Origin of the sequence: Actinomadura sp. DC4 (assembly GCF_030406325.1) — a bacterium.
Lineage (GTDB): Bacteria > Actinomycetota > Actinomycetes > Streptosporangiales > Streptosporangiaceae > Actinoallomurus.
Genome location: NZ_JAUEQY010000008.1, coordinates 220,408 through 235,684, shown reverse-complemented (window position 1 = coordinate 235,684; position 15,277 = coordinate 220,408). Strand labels below are relative to the sequence as shown.

Below are 15,277 nucleotides of genomic sequence, written 5' to 3'. Positions count from 1 at the left end.
TTCACACGTTCTCCCCGTACCAGAGCCGGCGGTACGGGACGCTGAGCACGTTTCTGGTGATCCGGACGTCGATCACGGTGGGCCGGGGGTCGCGCACGTAGTCCGCCAGGGCGGCGCTGAGCTCGTCCGTCGTACGGACCGTCGCGCCACTGCCGCCGAGCGCCACCGCGACGTCTCCCAGCTCCGGCGTCGGGATCACCGCGAGCTCCTGGTCCAGGCCGTTGACCCGCAGCTTGTGGTACTCCGCGCCCAGCGCCTCGTCGTTCATGACGACGACCAGGATCGGCAGGCCGTACCGGCAGGCGGTCTCGAACTCCGGCAGGTGCATGAGGAAGCTGGCGTCGCCCTCGACCACGAAGGCGGGCCTGCCGCCACTGGCCACGATCGACCCGATCGTCAGCAGCGGGGCCTGGCCGATGGCGCCGAACATGCCGTAGTTCGACAGCACCTCCCGCGACCGCTGGAAGAGCATGGTGCCGAAGTCGACCTGGTGGCCGCTGCCGAGGACCAGCCCGATCTCGCCGGGGATCTCGGCGTCCATGACCCGGATGGCCTCGCGGGGGTCGAGACGGTCCCGCTCGCCCTGGTACTCCGCGGGCTCCTGGAGCGGAGCGGTCAGCCGCCGCAGCACGTCGTCGGTGTGGAAGCCCTCGTGGCGTACGGACCGCTTCTCCAGGGCCCGGCTCAGCTCGGTGAGGGCGGTGACCGCGTCGGCCTGGATGTAGCAGTCCGCCACCGCGCCGTTGCCCATGACGATGTGCGGCGAGGTGTCGACCTGCACGTACTTCGCCTCGGGGAAGAGGTAGCCGTGCTCGATCGTGTAGTGGTTCAGGCTCGCGCCGACCGCGATCACGCAGTCGGCCTCCTGCAGGAGCTCCATCGCCACCTTGCTGCCGAACAGCCCGGAGATCCCCACGTGGTAGTCGGTGTCGCCGCACAGCCAGTTCTTGGCCTGCAACGTGGTGGCCAGCAGGGCGCCGGTCTGCTCCTGGAGGCGGAGGATCTGCTCCGCGGCGCCCGCGGCGCGCGCTCCCCGCCCGGCGATGATCACGACGCGCCTGCTCGCCTCGACGATGTCGCCGGCCGTCGCGACGCGGTCCGGATCGGGCAGCAGCCGGGGGCGGGTGATGAGGTCCGTCGAGGGGACGTAGGAGTCGAGGTCCTCCTCGCCGTAGTCCTTCGTCTGGACGTCGATGGGCGCGCTGAGCATGACCGGCCGCGACTCGGTTCGCGCGAGGTAGAAGGCGCGCTGCACGGCCTCCTCCGCGAGGTCGGGCCGGGAGAGGTGGACGAACTCGCACTCGATCGCGGCCGCGAATCGCCGCTGGTCCAGATACTGCACGGCGCCCTGGTCGCCCCAGGTCGTCTCTCCGCAGAAGGCGACCAGGGGCGTACGCGCGCGGCTCGCCACGATCATCGAGGTGGCCAGCTGCGACGTGCCCGGCCCGCTGGTCGTCGTCACGACGCCCGGGGCCCCGGCCGTACGCGCCCATCCGTCCGCCATGCCGAGGCCGGACCCTTCGTGGCGCACCTCGTACAGGCGGACGCCCCGCTGCGCGAGGGCGTTCATCCAGTGCATGTTGGCGTCGCCCATCATGCCGAAGACGTCGCGCGTACCCTCCCTGACGAACGCCTCGGCGAGCGCTTCATAAGCCTTCAATTCCCCAGCTCCTTCGGATAGGTCACACTCGGCCCCGGGACTTCAGCACGCCCTCCAGCCGTCCGAAGACCCGCAGCGCGTTGCCGCCGAACACCGCCCGCCGGTCCGCGTCGCCCAGCGACTCGATGGACTCCAGGAGGTACTTCGTGTCGTCGAACCGGTGGCCCGTCTCCGGGTCCACTCCGCGGACGGCGCCGATCATCTCCGAGGCGAACAGGACGTTCTCGGCGGGGATGACGTCCAGCAGCAGTTCGAGCCCGCGCCGGTGGTACACGCAGGTGTCGAAGAAGACGTTGCGCAGCACCAGCTCCTCCAGCGGAGGCCGCCCCTGGTCCTGCATCACGCCGCGGTACCGCCCCCAGTGGTACGGGACGGCGCCGCCGCCGTGCGGGATGATGAACTTCAGTGTCGGGAAGTCGGTGAACAGCTCCGAGAGGCAGAGCTGCATGAACACCGCGGTGTCGCCGCTCAGATAGTGCGCGCAGGTGCCCTGCAGCGCCGGGTTCCGCGACATCGCCACGTGGACCATCGCGGGGACGTCGAGCTCCACCATCTTCTCGTAGAGCGGGTAGTAGACCTTGTCCGTCAGCGGCGGCGACTGCCAGTACCCGTCCGACGGGTCGGGGTTGAGCAGGCACCCGACGAAACCGAGCTCCTCGACGCACCGTTCGAGCTCGGCCGCCGAGCTGCGTACCGAGGACGCCAGGGCCTCCCCCGGCGACTGCGGGAGCTGGCACACTCCGACGAACCGGTCGGGAAAGAGCCCGCAGACCCGGCTGATCAGGTCGTTGCTGACCCGCGACCAGGCCAGGCTGGTCTCCGCATCGCCGTAGTGGTGGGCCATCTTTCCCGCGCCCGGGGAGAACAGCGCGACGTCCACGCCGCGCTCCCGCTGGAGCTTCAGCTGCCCCTGTTCGATGGCGGTGCGGATCGCGTCGTCGCCGATGTCGAGCTCGTCGGGCGACACTCGCGCGCCCGACTCCTCGAACGCCTTGATCTGCCGCTCCCGCCACTGCCCGAGCGCGGGAGGAGCCGTGGTGAAGTGACCGTGACAGTCGATGAACACTGGCAGTCTCCGAATCCGTGGGTGGCTCAGGCGCGGCCGGTCAGCGTCCGGCCCAGGTCGAGCGCCGGGTGGGTCCGCACCGGCGCGGACATGAGGAAGCGGTAGCCGTCGGCCAGCACCTGCTCGACGTTGCCGGCCGTCACGTGCGGATGGCCGACGGCGACCCCCCGCTCGCCGCAGATCTCCAGGATCCGGCGCTTGCACTCGCGCATGCGCGGGTGCTCGTACTGGCGGGGGATGCCCAGCTCCTGGCTCATGTCGCCCTCGCCGATGAGGACCAGCCCGATCCCCGGCACCTGGTCGAGGATCGCGGGCAGGTTCTCGATGCCGCGCTGGTCCTCGATCATGATGACGACGAGGATCTCCCCGTCCGGGTCGAGCGGCCAGACGTCGCTCCGCGCGTAGTACTCGGCGTTCGAGACGCCCCAGTAACGCGCCGCCGCCGTCGGGCCGTCGCCGCGCAGGCCGGCGGGCTCGAAGCGGGGGTCGTCCGGGAGCCGCGGGAACCGGCAGGCCGCGACCGCGTTGCGGGCCTCCTCCACCGAGGCGATGTGCGGCCACACGATCCCGTACGCGCCCAGGTCCAGCGCCTGTTTCGCATGCCACTGCGCCTTCTCGACGCCGTTGACCGGGATACGGACGAGCGGCGTGCGGGCCGGCGCGAGGCTCTCGGCCTCGAAGATCTGCCGCCGGTTGAGGAGGTACTGCAGGCTGTCCCTGAGCGCGGTGGCGTCCCAGGGCCGGTGCTCGGTCTCGAAGACCAGGGCGTCGTACGCGGTGGTGCTGAACTCGATCGCGGCGGCAGGCTCGGGCGGCGCGAAGGCCGCGAAGACGTGCCGGCCCGCCTCCAGCCCGCCGATCACGCCGTTGAGCCTGGACGCTGCCACTATCCGGCCTCCTTCGTCTGTTCCGCCGGCCGCCGCCGGTTCGTCAGCCGGGTCCACCAGGCGTGCAGCCGGGCGGCCAGGCCGGTTCGCGGTGCCGGCGCGACGACCACCGGCGCGGGCGGCACGTCGGGGGACACGGCGGGTACGTCTGGCTCGGCACAGCGTTCGACGAGCTGCGCCGAGAACTCCTTCGTCATCCGGGACACCACGACTCCCGCGCCCGACTCGATCAGCGAGGCGAGCTTGCCCGTGAGGTTCACCTCGCCGTCCACGATCACGCGCGAGGTCCCGGCGTCCGCGCCCTCGGCCACCTGGAACGTGGCGTGGCCGTTGAAGCGCGTGGCCCCCTGCCCGTCCCGGCCCCGGGCCGACAGGCGGCCCTCGAGCTCGGACTCGGTGAGTTCGAGGGAGATCCGGGCGGCGAACTTCACCCGGATCGCGCTGAACTTGACGACCAGGACCCCGTCGAACGAACCATCGTCATGGGCCTGGCCGAGCTCGGCCCCGGGGACGCAGGAAACGACGTCCGAAGGATCCGACACGACCGCCCAGACGCGTTCCGGCGGACTCGGGACGGCGATCTCTTCCGCGATTCTTATCAATGCAGTGAACCCCGATCGGATAGCTTGCTTCCGTTACCCCTTCAGCAACGCCAGCGCGTCGGTCCGGATGCTCGTGTTGGTGTATTCCTTGGCGTCCAGGACCTTTTTCTGGCTGCCGTTCCTGACGTTCTGCTGCTGGATGAAGTTGAGCTTGTCCATCGGCAGGTCCAGCGTCGGCGAGTAGGCCTTGTTCTGGTTGATGAACTGCCATTCGAGGTCGCCCTCGGGCTGACTCCCGCCGGCGGCCACATAGGCCGCGACGTACTTGCTCTTCGATTCGGCGGTGGTGAGGTACTGAAAGAGCTTCGCGTACGCGGCCAGGGTCTTGGCCAGTGTCTTGCGCTTGCCCGAGACCGCCTTGGCCGAGGCCACCGCCCCCTGGTTGATCCAGAGCGGGAGCTCCTCGTTGACGGTGGCGATCATCCGGACGTCCTTCGTCTCCGCCAGCGCCTTGTTGCCGACCTGCCCGTAGCCGCAGTCGATCTGCTTGGCCAGCGCGGCCTTCAGGGAGTCCGCGCTGCTGCCGACGTTGCGGAAGGTCACGTCCTTCGGCGAGATCTGGTACTTCGCGAGCAGGGCGACGAAGACGTCGTACAGCTCGGCGCCGACGGCTCCCACGCCCAGGGTCTTGCCGGACAGGTCGCGGACCGACTTGACCTGCGGATTCCCGCTGAAGAGCGCGCTGGTCGAGACCACCTGCGTGCCGCCCAGCAGCTTGAGCTTCAGGCCCTTCTCGATCGCCGGGAAGACGCCGATGAGGCCGCTCAGGATGGTGACGTCGGCCGAGCCCGAGGCGACTCCGGCCAGCACCTGGTTGCCGGCGCTGACGTTCGTGACCTTGGCGTTCACGCCGAAGCTCTTGAAGTAGCCGCCCTCGTCCATCAGGTGGTTGATGGCGATCGCGCCGGTGGCGGAGGTGTTGATGATCTTGATCGAGCCGTTGTCGTCGCCACCGCCGTCAGAGCAGCCGGTGAGGAAGCCCGCCGCGCCGACGAGGCCGGCGCCGGCCGTCGCGCCCAGGAAGGTGCGTCTCGAGAGCGATTGGTTCATGACCGTCTCCGTTTACGTCAAGGGGACGACCTGCCGCCCTGGCAGATCGATGAGGTCCTTCCGGCATGAACTGCTCTTACAACAGCGCCAGCGCTTCTTTCCGAAGGCTCAGGTCGGTGTACTTCTCGTACGGGATCACCTTCTTCTGGCTGCCCGCCTCGACGTTCAGCTGCTGCACGTAATTCGCCTTCGCGACCGGTAGGTCGAGCGTCGGCGAGTAGGCCTTGTTCTGGTTGATGAACTGCCACTCGATCTCACCTTCGTCCTGGCTTCCGCCGGCGGCGACGTAGGCCGCGACGTACTTGCTCTTGGATCCGGGAGTCGTGAGGTATTCAAAGAGCTTCGCGTACGACGCCAGCACCTTCACCAGCGCCTTGCGCTTGCTCTTGACCGCCTTGGCCGAGGCCACCGCGCCCTGGTTGATGTACAGCGGAAGCTCGCCGTTGACGGTGTTGAGCATCCGCACGCCCTTCTTCTGCGCGAGCGCCTGGTCGCCCACCTGGCCGTAGCCGCAGTCGATCTGCTTGGCCATGACCGCCTTGAAGGAGTCCGCGCTGCTCCCGACGTTGCGGAACGTCACGCTCTTCTGCGGGATGTCGTACTTCTTGAGAAGGGCCATGAAGCCGTCGTACAGCTGCGAGCCGACGGCTCCCACGCCGAGCGTCTTGCCGGCCAGGTCGTGGAATGACTTCATCTGCGGGTTCCCGGTGAAGAACGCCTCCGTCGCGATCACCTGGGTGCCGGCGAGCGCCTTGAGGTTCATCCCTTTCTCGATCGCGGGGAACACGCCGATGAAGCCGCTCAGGACGGTGATGTCGCCCGAGCCCGACCCGAGCGCCGCCACGACCTGGTTCCCGGAGCTGACGTTCTTGATCGAGGGGTTCACGCCGAAGCTCTTGAAGTAGCCGAGCTCGTCCATGAGGTGGTTGATGGTGAGCGAGGCGGTCGCGGCCGTGTTCACGATCCGGACCGAGTTGCCGCCACCGCCCCCGGCGTCCGAGCAGCCGGCGGTCAGGAGTCCCGTCGCGCCGACGATGCCGGCACCTGCCGTCACGCCCAGGAAGGAGCGCCGCGAAAGCGAATTGTCCATAGCCATCTCCGTGTCATGCAAGGAGCGATCTGCCTTCCGGGCAGATCAGAGGGATGCTCAGACCGCGAGCCGGGGGTAGATGCGGGCGGCGGTCCGCCCCAAGATGTCGGACCGTTCTTCTTCGGTGAGCCCGCCGATCGCGCCCTCGACGACACCGCGCAGGTCGGCCAGGGCGCCCTTCGAGGCCGGGAAGTTGGAGCCCCAGGCGACGCGTTCGGAGCCGAAACCGTCGACCAGCCGCCTGACGAGGCTGCCGCCGTCGCCGCCGGGCTCCTTGTCGGCACGCTGGACCGTCACCGGCGTGATCTTCAAGAAGACGCCCTTGTACGCGGCGAGCCCGAACAGCTCTTCGGCCGCCGCGTACGGCGGTCCGCCGTCGAGACGCGGCCGGGCGCCGTGGTCGAGAGCGATCACGAGGTCCGGGAAGCTCCCGAGGACCGAGAGCAGCGTGGGCGCGTGATGGGAGTGCATCTGGACGCAGACCGGGATCCGCTCCGCCTCCAGGTGCGACCAGACGGGCTCCAGCCGCGGGTCGTCGAGCCGCGTGCTCCGGCCCACGGGCGTGGTGCCGTCGGCCGCGCGGATGCGGACACCGGCGAAGCCGCGCTCCTGGGTCCAGTACGCGATCCGGTCGAGCGCGTCGCCGGCGAGGAAGTCGACGGAGCACACGCCGATCAGACGATCCTCGTGCCCGGCGATCGAGTCGGCGGCGTAGGAGTTGTCGAAGCCGTACGCCGTGGAGGCCTGGACGACGACCGCCTTCTCGACGGCGGCCTCATCGAGGTTCCTGAGCAGCCCGTCGAGGTCGACGGGACGCTCGACCGACCACGAGGACCGGTTGCCGCCCATCGGCGCGATCGGGTACCGCTCGGTGTCCGGCGAGATGATGTGCGTGTGGATGTCGGCCGTCGGCATCGCCGGTCACCGGGTCCTCTCGCGCCAGGGCGCGACGACGTTCTCGAGCCAGCGCGCGATCCCGGTCAAGATGACGCCGAGCAGCATCAGCGTGAGGACGGGAACGAGCATGTAGTCGGTCTGGTAGCTGGCCCCGTACTTCTGGATCAGGCCGCCCAGCCCGGAGATCCCGGTGAAGAACTCCGCGGCGACCGTGCCGATGAGCGCACGTCCGATGGAGATCCGCAGGCCGGTCATGATGAACGGCACGGCGCTCGGCAGGATGATCTTCCGGAACACCTGGCTCTCGGACGCGACGTACGCCCGGCTCACGTCGAGGACGTTCTGTTCGACCTCGTGGACGCCGGCGGCGGTGTTCAGGAGCATCGAGAACACGGTCAGGACGAAGACCGTGACCACCTTCGACTCCAGGCCGAGCCCGAACCACACGATGACCAGCGGGATGATGGCCAGCAGCGGCGTCGCGTTGAGGGCACTGATGATCCACTCGACCGACGAGGCGATCAGGGAGTACCGCCCGATGATCAGCCCCACCACGACACCGACCACGATGCCGAGCAGCAGCCCGAGCGCGAGGATCTCAAAGCTCCGCGCGACGGCGCCGCCGAGCGCGCCGGACCTGGTCTCGTCCCACGCCGCCTGGGCCACCGCGGTCGGATAGGACGTGAACAGCGGGTCCCGCTTACCGATGATCTGCCACGACACGAGGATCACGGCCGCGACCGCCAGGCGAAGCGCCCAGACGAGACCGGTGCGCTTCCGCTCCGCCCGCCGCAGCCGCCGTACCCACTGCTCCTCCGTCGTCGCCGACTCGCCGTCGGCCGCGGAGCGTTGCGCTACCGCGCGATCTGTCGCCATGATTCATTCGCCTCCCGCACGAATGCCTCGTGCCACGGTGTCGCGGGCCTTGATGAACGCCGGGTCGGACTTGATGTCCAGGATGTTGGCCCGGGGCCGCGGCAGGTCGACGTCGACCACCGCGTGCACTCGTCCCGGATGCGGCAGCAGGACGAGCACCCGGTCGCTGAGGTAGATCGCCTCGTCCAGGTCGTGGGTGACGAACATGATCGTTTTCTTGGTCTGGGCGTGCAGGTCGAGGAGCTCCATCTGGAGTTCCTCGCGCGTCTGCGCGTCCAGCGCGGAGAACGGCTCGTCCATCAGCAGGATCTCCGGCTCGACCGCGAGGGCGCGGGCCAGGCCGACGCGCTGCTGCATGCCGCCGGACAGTTGCTTGGGGTAGTACTTCTCGTAGTCGCGCAGCCCGACCAGCCCGAGCGCGTCGCGTGCCTTCTCCGTTCGCACGCTCTTGCCGGCCTTCTTCAGCTCCAGCCCGAACTCCACGTTGCGCAGGGCGTTGCGCCAGGGCAGCAGGGACGGCTGCTGGAACACGATGGCCCGGTCGAGGCCCGGTCCGCTCACCGCGTCGCCGTCCACCCGTACGGTGCCCTCGTCGGGCTCCAGCAGACCGCCGACGATGCGCAGAAGCGTGGTCTTCCCGCACCCGCTCAGCCCGACGACCGAGACGATCTCACCCTCGTACATCGTGAACGAGATGTCGTTCAGGACCGGGACGAACTCCGCGCGGCGCCGGTTCACGATCGACCGGAAGCTGCGTGAGACCGACTCGACGGCCAGTTTCGTGGAGCGGCCGGCCTTCTTCTCCTCGGTGGCGGGCATTAGGCGTCCAGATATTTCGTGAAGTCGGCGAGGAGCTCCTCGGCCGTGAAATCGGACTCGATGAGCCGTTGCTCGCGGGCGTACCGGACGGCCACGTTCAGCGCGGACAAGAGCGCGTCGTTCAGGCCGTACGTGACGGCGCGCTGCCGTGACGTCTCCGGGCCCTCCTTCTTCGCGGCCTCCTTCGCGGCGTCGATGCTCGCCGTGACGGCGTCGTAGATGCCTTGGACGGCCTCGGGATCGTTCTTCAGCACGTCGGTGCGGACGGTGAGCATGTGGTTGACCGGCACGGTCGCGTGGCGCTCGAACCAGGCATGCTCGGCCTCCCGCCAGTCCCGGATGACGGGGACGAGCGCGGCGCCGTCGTCGTCGATGGCCACGGGGCCGAGCACCGCGGCGGCGAGGTCGCCCTCGCGCAGCAGGTCGAGGAGCTTGCTCTCGGTCCGTTCGACGTTCGGGGGCTCGACGTACTCGGCGACGTGCGGCCCCTCCGTGGTGACCCAGGTGACCTGGTCGGCGTCGATCCCGTGTTCCTCCTTGAGGACGCCGCGCACCCAGAGCCCCGTCGTCTGGCTGTACGCCCGTACGCCGACGCGCCGGCCGGCGAGATCCTTCGGATCCTGGATCCGCCCGCCGGGCCACTGCGAGAGGGAGTGGTGGTGGAAGTCGCCGTTCATGACGATCGGAAGGAGGCTGATCGCCTTGCCCTGGTCCCGCGCCTGGAGATACGTGGCGATCGCCATCTCCGACACGTCGTACTTCAGCTCGCGCACCATCGGCGCGAACGCCTTGTAGATGGGGTCGATCTCCACGAATTCCAGCCGGCAGTTCTCGACCTGGCGCTCGCCCGTTTTCAACGGTGTCGTATGCGCGTAGTTGCGCACTGCCACGGTGTACGTGTTCAAGGCTTCTAACCTTCCAGTGACTTCAGAATCCGTCGTTCCAGCGGCCACCTCGGGGAACGCGAAACGCGCTCTCCGCCCTCGATCAAGACCGCGACCCGCCGCGCTTCCGGCGGCGCGTCGACGATTTCCAGGTAGCGCTATGTGCCGTCTCAGCGGCACCGGAGAATGCTCGGCGCCTCGTGCCCCTGAACGAGACGCCTCATTTCGCCTGCCGGCGCACTCCCGGCGGTTAAGCGGAGGTTCTCACCACTGAGGTCGAGCTGCTCGATCGGCATCCCCGCCTCCTTGGCGCTGCGCCCCGCCAGCCTGTATCAGTGATTGTCGAACAATAAGTGAGGCGAGCGTAACATCGCCGACTCATAGCTGCAAGATGTCCAGGAACAACACCTTTGGGTGCCGAAACAGTGTTGGACAATCGCCGTCCGTTAAGCCATCAGGCCACGCGGGAGGTTCCCGCCTGCCTAGCGGTGGATCAGGATCAGGCCGGTGCCGAGGGAGAACAGGACGAGGCCCGCGAAGGCCGTCGCGCCGGCGCCCGCGGCCGAGCGGGCGATCCGCGCGGCGAGGTGGTCCAGCACCTCGGCGCGGGAGCGGGCGGCCACGCCTTCGCCGCCGGGGTCCGAGGAGCGGTCCAGGGTCGGCGTGCCGCCGGCCGCCACCGTCCCGATGACGAACAGCGGGACGCCGGGCCGTACCAGCCACACCTGGGTCTCCTCGACCCAGGAGTCCGCGCCGCCCGGCGGGGCGGACGTCCGCTCGTGCGCGGTGGTCACCACTCGGTCGTGGCCGTGGGTCAGCGTGCGCTCGGCGAGCTCCGGCGTGATGACGGCACTGCCCGTGTCGTCCTCGATCACGATGCGGCCGACCATGTCGCGGCGCTCGTCGTACCAGGTGTCCCTGTTGTCGGACTCGTCGTACGTGCCGCGGCGGTAGAAGGTCCAGAAGCAGACGCAGTCCTCGCCCGACACCGGCGCCTGGATGATCTCCTGCGCGCTGGTCCGTGCCGCCACCGCCACGCGGGGAGGAGAGTCCTCGCGCAACTGCGCGCAGGTCAGCACCGGTGTCACCTCCGCCACCCACCGCCGGGCGCGGTAGCCGCGGTGCAGCGCCAGAAGAGAGGGCGCGACGACGAACAGCAGGGCGATGCCGGCCAGCACGGCGAGCGTCATCGGATCTCCCACCGCCGTATGAGGCCGTCGCCCTCGCAGACGAGAAGGGTCCCGCCGCCTCGGGCGAAACGCGCGGAGTACAGGCCGACGCCGTGGCCGAACAACGTGGCGACGGCGTGCAGGGAGGCGACGTCCCACAGCCGTACGACGTTGCCGTCGACGATCGCGAGCGTCGTGCCGCCGGGGTCGAAGGCCACCGCGTCGATCCAGCCCTCGCCGACGAACGTGGCCGTGACCTGCCTCGTCGTGATGTTCCACAGGCGTACGGCGCCGTCGGTGTCTCCGGCGGCGAGGGTCGTGCCGTCGGGGCTGAGATCCAGGGACCAGACGATCCCGGGCACGGTCATCGTGCCGCCGGCGCCCGTGCCGCGCAGCCGCAGGACGCTGGTCCGGGTGTCGTGGCGGATGTCCTCGACGCTGACCCGTTCGTCGCGGCGCGCGCCGTCGAAACAGGAGGAGACGGCGCCGGGTGCCGGAGCCGGCTCGACCGCGCGCAGGACCGGAGCGCGCGGAGCCGGCCCCCGCGAAGCGGGAGGCCGGGGGCCGGGCTCGCGTACGGCCCGTGAGACGATCACCGCCGCCGGCGCCGCCGCGGTGAGGAGCGCCACGCCGAACACGGCCGTGCGGCCGCCGCGCGAGAGAGTCGCGCCGGCCAGGCGGGTGGTCGCCGCCGCCAGCCCCAGGCCCAGCGCGGCGAACAGCACGACCGGCGGCACCAGACTCTTTCCGGTCTCGACGTGCGACGGGTCGCCTGCGTCGATCCACACCTGGACGACGTCTCCGTCCGGCCGGTTCTCTCCGCGAAACCGGCCGGAGAAACGCCGTCCGTCTTTGTTCCAGCGGTAGTCGCACCGATAGACGTCCGTGTCGGGAAACCACACCGCGCACCCGGTGACATCGGCGGCGATCGGCTCGCCGGTCCGCGCCCACCGGTGCGCGATGACCAGCGCGACCAGGCAGCACACCACACCGGCCAGCGACATCGCCAGCAAATGCGACCGTCCCGGCATCACTGCCTCCCGCAGGGGGCTCGACACGGGCAATAGTACAAATGATGGAACGCCGTTGCCGCGTTCCGGGCGTTCCGCGATTGCATTACGCGACCCGGCCGAATGGAAAAAGTGCGTACACGCCGATTTAGATGCGATTTCGTGACCATCACCCGCCGCCCGTACCCTGAGGACGTGCGTTCAATGGGTTAACAGGGCAGACAGCGTTTTCAGGGGGAGAACAGCCGTGTCAGAAGACATCGTCCGCGAGTCCGTCGTGGACCACCGCCGTGGCGGCCAGGTCATCGACCTGCGGCCCGGCCGGCCGCTCGCCCTCCCCGACGCGAACCTGCCCTTCGGCCTCATGGTCGTCATCGCCGAGGACGGCGAGGCGGAGATCCGCGTCCGGGAGCCGGAGGAGCAGTTCCAGGAGGTCGTGAGCGACGTCCTCACCGCCGTCACCTCGACGGGTGCCACCGCGCTGGTCGAGGTCGCGAAGGCGGCCGCCGACGCGGTCGGCGACCGGGGCCGGCTGATCGGGCACGACACGACGCGATGACGGGGGAGCCCGCGCTCCCCCGTCACCCGCGCCCTACACGACGTCGAAGCGGCCCATCATCCCGTACGCGGAGTGCTCGATCATGTGGCAGTGGTACAGGTAACGGCCCGGATAGTCGGTGAACGTCGCCTGCAGCCGGACCGTCTCCCCCGGCCGCACCGGGACCGTGTCCTTCAGCCCCGACTCCCCCGGCAGCGGCGGTCCGCCGTCGCGGTCCAGGACGCGGAACTGCACCAGGTGCAGGTGGAAGTTGTGGTCCAGCGTCACGCCCGGTTCGCCGCCGAAGTCGGTGTCCTTGTTGGTCACGCGCCAGATCTCCGTGGCGCCCCGCCGGACCGAGACGTCGACGCGGTTCGGGTCGAAGGTCCTGCCGTTGATGTAGTGCGACGGGTTGTCCGGGTCCATGCTCAGCGCGAAGTCGCGGGTCACGGTCGCCGCGGGCAGGGACGGCGGCGGCACGAGCGCGTCCGGGACGCGGCTCTGGTCGGCGGCGTGCCGGGTGACGTCGAAGCGCATGACCGGGCCGATCGTGTCGGACAGGACGAGCTTGGTGCCGATCGGATGGCGCGAGAAGTCGACCACGATCTCCGCGCGCTCCGCCGGGCTCATCGGGAGCTCGGTGCGCGACACCGGCGCCGGGAGCAGGCCGCCGTCCGAGCCGATCTGGATCATCTCCGCGCCGCCGAGGCTCAGCGTGAGGAAGCGGTAGATCGAGGCGTTGAGCAGCCGTAGCCGGTACTTACGGGCGGCGACCTGGAAGTACGGCTGGGCCTTCCCGTTGGCGATCAGCACCTTCCGCGCGTCCGGGTCCTGCTTGATCATCGCGCCGGTGTCGTCGATCTGCGCGTCGCGGATCATGATCGGGACGTCGTACTGACCGCCGGGAAGGCCGAAGCGGCTCTCCGCCGGGTCGTCGAGCAGGTAGAACCCGTGCATGCCGGCGTAGACGTGGACGTCCTCGAAGCCCATGGCGTGGTCGTGGTACCAGAGGGTCGCGCCCCGCTGGAGGTTCGGATAGTCGTACACGCGCTGCGTGCCCGCGTTGATGTAGTCCATCGAGAAGCCGTCGCTGGCCGACGGGGTGTGGCCGCCGTGCAGGTGGACGTTGGCGGCCTCACCGAGCCTGTTGTCAAAGGTGACGGAGACGCGCCGGCCGACCTTGGCGCGAATCGTCGGGCCCACGAACCTGCCGTCGAAAGCGATCACCGGGGTCTGCAAGCCGGGAATGATCTCCGCGTTGGCCGTGCGGATGGCGACCCGGTAGAAGTCGCAGCCGTCGTGCGACGCCGTGGGCGTCAGGACCGAGGGCAGCGGCATGGGCACCGTGAACGGCGTCACCGGCGCGTCGGTCACCTCGCGCCAGGGCTGCGACTTGGGCATGACCATGCCGTGGTGCTCGTCGTAGGAGACGTCCGCGCCCTGGGCGCTCCTGAACACACCGGCGAGCGTCGCCCCGCTCACGACGCCCCCGAGCGCCAAAACCTTTCGCCTGCTAAGCACGTGCCCTCCCGGTCGCTCAAGACAACTGCGTGAGAAAAAGACCCGTCTCGCGCGGACAGGAGAATTCGAGTCGGCGCAGGAACATCAACATTGTGGATATGCCTTAAGGCGCCGTATAGCCAGATCCATGGCCGGATCGGGCCAGCCAGTCATCCCTGCACGAAGGCGAATAGCGCACTTTTCACCGGCGCGCATCATCGCATCCGGGTCTCGAAAACGCTTCTTCCAGTGTGCTCTCCTCGCTTTCACATAATCGCACTCAAGGAGATGCGAGAAGGAAACATAGACGTGATGGGGCGCGATGGACCGGCCATCCGCCCGGCACCACGAAGCGACGAGAAAGGAAAGCCGCCATGGCCGCGACCATCGAAAAGGACCAGTGGCAGGGAGTCCGTACCTCCGTACGGGAGACCGGGGACCGCTTCGCCGAGATGGTCGCCACGGCGAAGGACCCCGGCGCGGAGGTGACACCGAACTGGTCGGTGGCCGTGACCGCCGCGCACGTGACCTCGCTCGCCTGGCTCAACACGACGCTTCTGGGGCCGGGCGCCGAGCCGCTCCCGGTCCCGGGCCTGACCGAGCGGTTGCCCGAGACCACGGTCGACGACGTCAACGCGATCAACGACCTGACGCTGGCGCACTTCATCGAGCGCGACCCGCAGGTCCTGGCGGCCATGCTGCGCGACCACATCGGGACGATGCTGGACAGCAGTGAGGGGCGCGACCCGTCAGAGCCGCTGACGTGGCTGGGCGGCGCGCAGGTCCCGGTCGCGGGGCTCTTCGCGCACCTGCTGAACGAGCTGCTGCTCCACGGCCACGACATCGCCCGTACGACCGGGCATCCGTGGGCCGTCCCCTCGAAGGACGCGGCCTACTTCTTCGAGATGTTCATGGTCGGGCTGGCCCGCAACGGTGTGGGGCGGCTCCTGGACGGCGGCGGGCCGCCGCGCGACCGCCGCATCGCCGTGGAGTTCCGGTCCGACTACGTCGAGCCGGTCACCCTCGTGCTGCGCAACGGCCGGGTGACCGCCGAGCCGCCGGGCGAGGACACCGACGTACGGGTGAGGTTCGACCCGGCGGTCTTCACGCTGATGATGTTCGGCCGGGTCAGCAAGCCGCGGGCCGTCCTCGCCCGCAAGGTCTCCGTGGGAGGCCGGCGGCCGTGGCTGCTGCCGGTCTTCCTCCGTACGCTGCGGGTGCCCTCCTGA

Annotated in this window: 15 protein-coding genes; 2 read left to right on the top strand and 13 right to left on the bottom strand. The window is 69.2% G+C overall.

The window, feature by feature from the left end; genetic code table 11:
- Nucleotide 1: 1 nt before the first annotated feature.
- From QWU11_RS16060 to QWU11_RS16005, 12 genes are all read right to left on the bottom strand, one after another.
- Nucleotides 2-1,660: a thiamine pyrophosphate-binding protein gene (locus QWU11_RS16060; protein WP_290109023.1), complete on the bottom strand. Its 1,659-nt coding sequence runs from the start codon at nt 1,658-1,660 to the stop codon at nt 2-4.
- A 22-nt stretch (nt 1,661-1,682) separates the two neighbouring features.
- The gene (locus QWU11_RS16055) at nt 1,683-2,726 is read right to left on the bottom strand and encodes an amidohydrolase family protein (protein ID WP_290109022.1); all 1,044 of its coding nucleotides are present in this window, start codon (nt 2,724-2,726) and stop codon (nt 1,683-1,685) included.
- 26 nt (nt 2,727-2,752) lie between these two features.
- Nucleotides 2,753-3,613, bottom strand: a complete 861-nt coding sequence (locus QWU11_RS16050; protein ID WP_290109012.1) for an aldolase/citrate lyase family protein — start codon at nt 3,611-3,613, stop codon at nt 2,753-2,755.
- The gene (locus QWU11_RS16045; RefSeq protein WP_290109011.1) at nt 3,613-4,215 is read right to left on the bottom strand and encodes an SRPBCC family protein; all 603 of its coding nucleotides are present in this window, start codon (nt 4,213-4,215) and stop codon (nt 3,613-3,615) included. The genes QWU11_RS16050 and QWU11_RS16045 overlap by 1 nt, the downstream gene beginning before the upstream one ends.
- A gap of 33 nt (nt 4,216-4,248) precedes the next feature.
- Nucleotides 4,249-5,265, bottom strand: coding sequence for an ABC transporter substrate-binding protein (locus QWU11_RS16040; RefSeq protein WP_290109010.1), 1,017 nt, complete (start codon nt 5,263-5,265; stop codon nt 4,249-4,251).
- A 76-nt stretch (nt 5,266-5,341) separates the two neighbouring features.
- Complete coding sequence (locus QWU11_RS16035) at nt 5,342-6,355, bottom strand: ABC transporter substrate-binding protein (RefSeq protein ID WP_290109009.1); 1,014 nt, start codon at nt 6,353-6,355, stop codon at nt 5,342-5,344.
- Between the two features lie 57 nt (nt 6,356-6,412).
- Nucleotides 6,413-7,270, bottom strand: coding sequence for an amidohydrolase family protein (locus QWU11_RS16030; RefSeq protein ID WP_290109008.1), 858 nt, complete (start codon nt 7,268-7,270; stop codon nt 6,413-6,415).
- Nucleotides 7,271-7,276: 6 nt separating this feature from the next.
- A complete protein-coding gene (locus QWU11_RS16025) occupies nt 7,277-8,128 on the bottom strand; it encodes an ABC transporter permease (protein WP_290109007.1) in 852 nt (283 codons plus the stop codon).
- Nucleotides 8,129-8,131: 3 nt separating this feature from the next.
- The gene (locus QWU11_RS16020) at nt 8,132-8,947 is read right to left on the bottom strand and encodes an ABC transporter ATP-binding protein (RefSeq protein ID WP_290109006.1); all 816 of its coding nucleotides are present in this window, start codon (nt 8,945-8,947) and stop codon (nt 8,132-8,134) included.
- Entirely contained in the window at nt 8,947-9,852 is a 906-nt protein-coding gene (locus QWU11_RS16015) for an ABC transporter substrate-binding protein (RefSeq protein WP_290109005.1), read from the bottom strand. The genes QWU11_RS16020 and QWU11_RS16015 overlap by 1 nt, the downstream gene beginning before the upstream one ends.
- Nucleotides 9,853-10,313: 461 nt before the next feature.
- Nucleotides 10,314-11,021: a hypothetical protein gene (locus QWU11_RS16010; RefSeq protein ID WP_290109004.1), complete on the bottom strand. Its 708-nt coding sequence runs from the start codon at nt 11,019-11,021 to the stop codon at nt 10,314-10,316.
- Nucleotides 11,018-12,031 carry a hypothetical protein gene (locus tag QWU11_RS16005; RefSeq protein ID WP_290109003.1) on the bottom strand — a complete coding sequence of 338 codons (1,014 nt, stop codon included), beginning with the start codon at nt 12,029-12,031 and terminating at the stop codon, nt 11,018-11,020. Before QWU11_RS16005 ends, QWU11_RS16010 begins: the two co-directional genes overlap by 4 nt.
- A gap of 226 nt (nt 12,032-12,257) precedes the next feature.
- Here QWU11_RS16005 and QWU11_RS16000 point away from each other — a divergent pair, with 226 nt between their 5' ends.
- On the top strand, nt 12,258-12,569 hold the full coding sequence (locus tag QWU11_RS16000) for a hypothetical protein (RefSeq protein WP_290109002.1): 312 nt from the start codon (nt 12,258-12,260) through the stop codon (nt 12,567-12,569).
- 33 nt (nt 12,570-12,602) lie between these two features.
- Here the strand turns inward: QWU11_RS16000 and QWU11_RS15995 are convergent, their stop codons facing one another.
- Nucleotides 12,603-14,069 carry a multicopper oxidase family protein gene (locus tag QWU11_RS15995; RefSeq protein WP_290109001.1) on the bottom strand — a complete coding sequence of 489 codons (1,467 nt, stop codon included), beginning with the start codon at nt 14,067-14,069 and terminating at the stop codon, nt 12,603-12,605.
- 353 nt (nt 14,070-14,422) lie between these two features.
- Here QWU11_RS15995 and QWU11_RS15990 point away from each other — a divergent pair, with 353 nt between their 5' ends.
- Nucleotides 14,423-15,277: a hypothetical protein gene (locus QWU11_RS15990; RefSeq protein ID WP_290109000.1), complete on the top strand. Its 855-nt coding sequence runs from the start codon at nt 14,423-14,425 to the stop codon at nt 15,275-15,277.

What these genes read in the sequence shown, in the direction of transcription:
- QWU11_RS16040 (WP_290109010.1), bottom strand. Translation starts at nt 5,265, where the DNA reads ATGAACCAATCGCTCTCGAGACGCACCTTCCTGGGCGCGACGGCCGGC.
- QWU11_RS16035 (WP_290109009.1), bottom strand. Translation starts at nt 6,355, where the DNA reads ATGGACAATTCGCTTTCGCGGCGCTCCTTCCTGGGCGTGACGGCAGGT.
- QWU11_RS16030 (WP_290109008.1), bottom strand. Translation starts at nt 7,270, where the DNA reads ATGCCGACGGCCGACATCCACACGCACATCATCTCGCCGGACACCGAG.
- QWU11_RS16025 (WP_290109007.1), bottom strand. Translation starts at nt 8,128, where the DNA reads ATGGCGACAGATCGCGCGGTAGCGCAACGCTCCGCGGCCGACGGCGAG.
- QWU11_RS16020 (WP_290109006.1), bottom strand. Translation starts at nt 8,947, where the DNA reads ATGCCCGCCACCGAGGAGAAGAAGGCCGGCCGCTCCACGAAACTGGCC.
- QWU11_RS16010 (WP_290109004.1), bottom strand. Translation starts at nt 11,021, where the DNA reads ATGACGCTCGCCGTGCTGGCCGGCATCGCCCTGCTGTTCGTCGTCGCG.
- QWU11_RS16005 (WP_290109003.1), bottom strand. Translation starts at nt 12,031, where the DNA reads ATGCCGGGACGGTCGCATTTGCTGGCGATGTCGCTGGCCGGTGTGGTG.
- QWU11_RS15990 (WP_290109000.1), top strand. Translation starts at nt 14,423, where the DNA reads ATGGCCGCGACCATCGAAAAGGACCAGTGGCAGGGAGTCCGTACCTCC.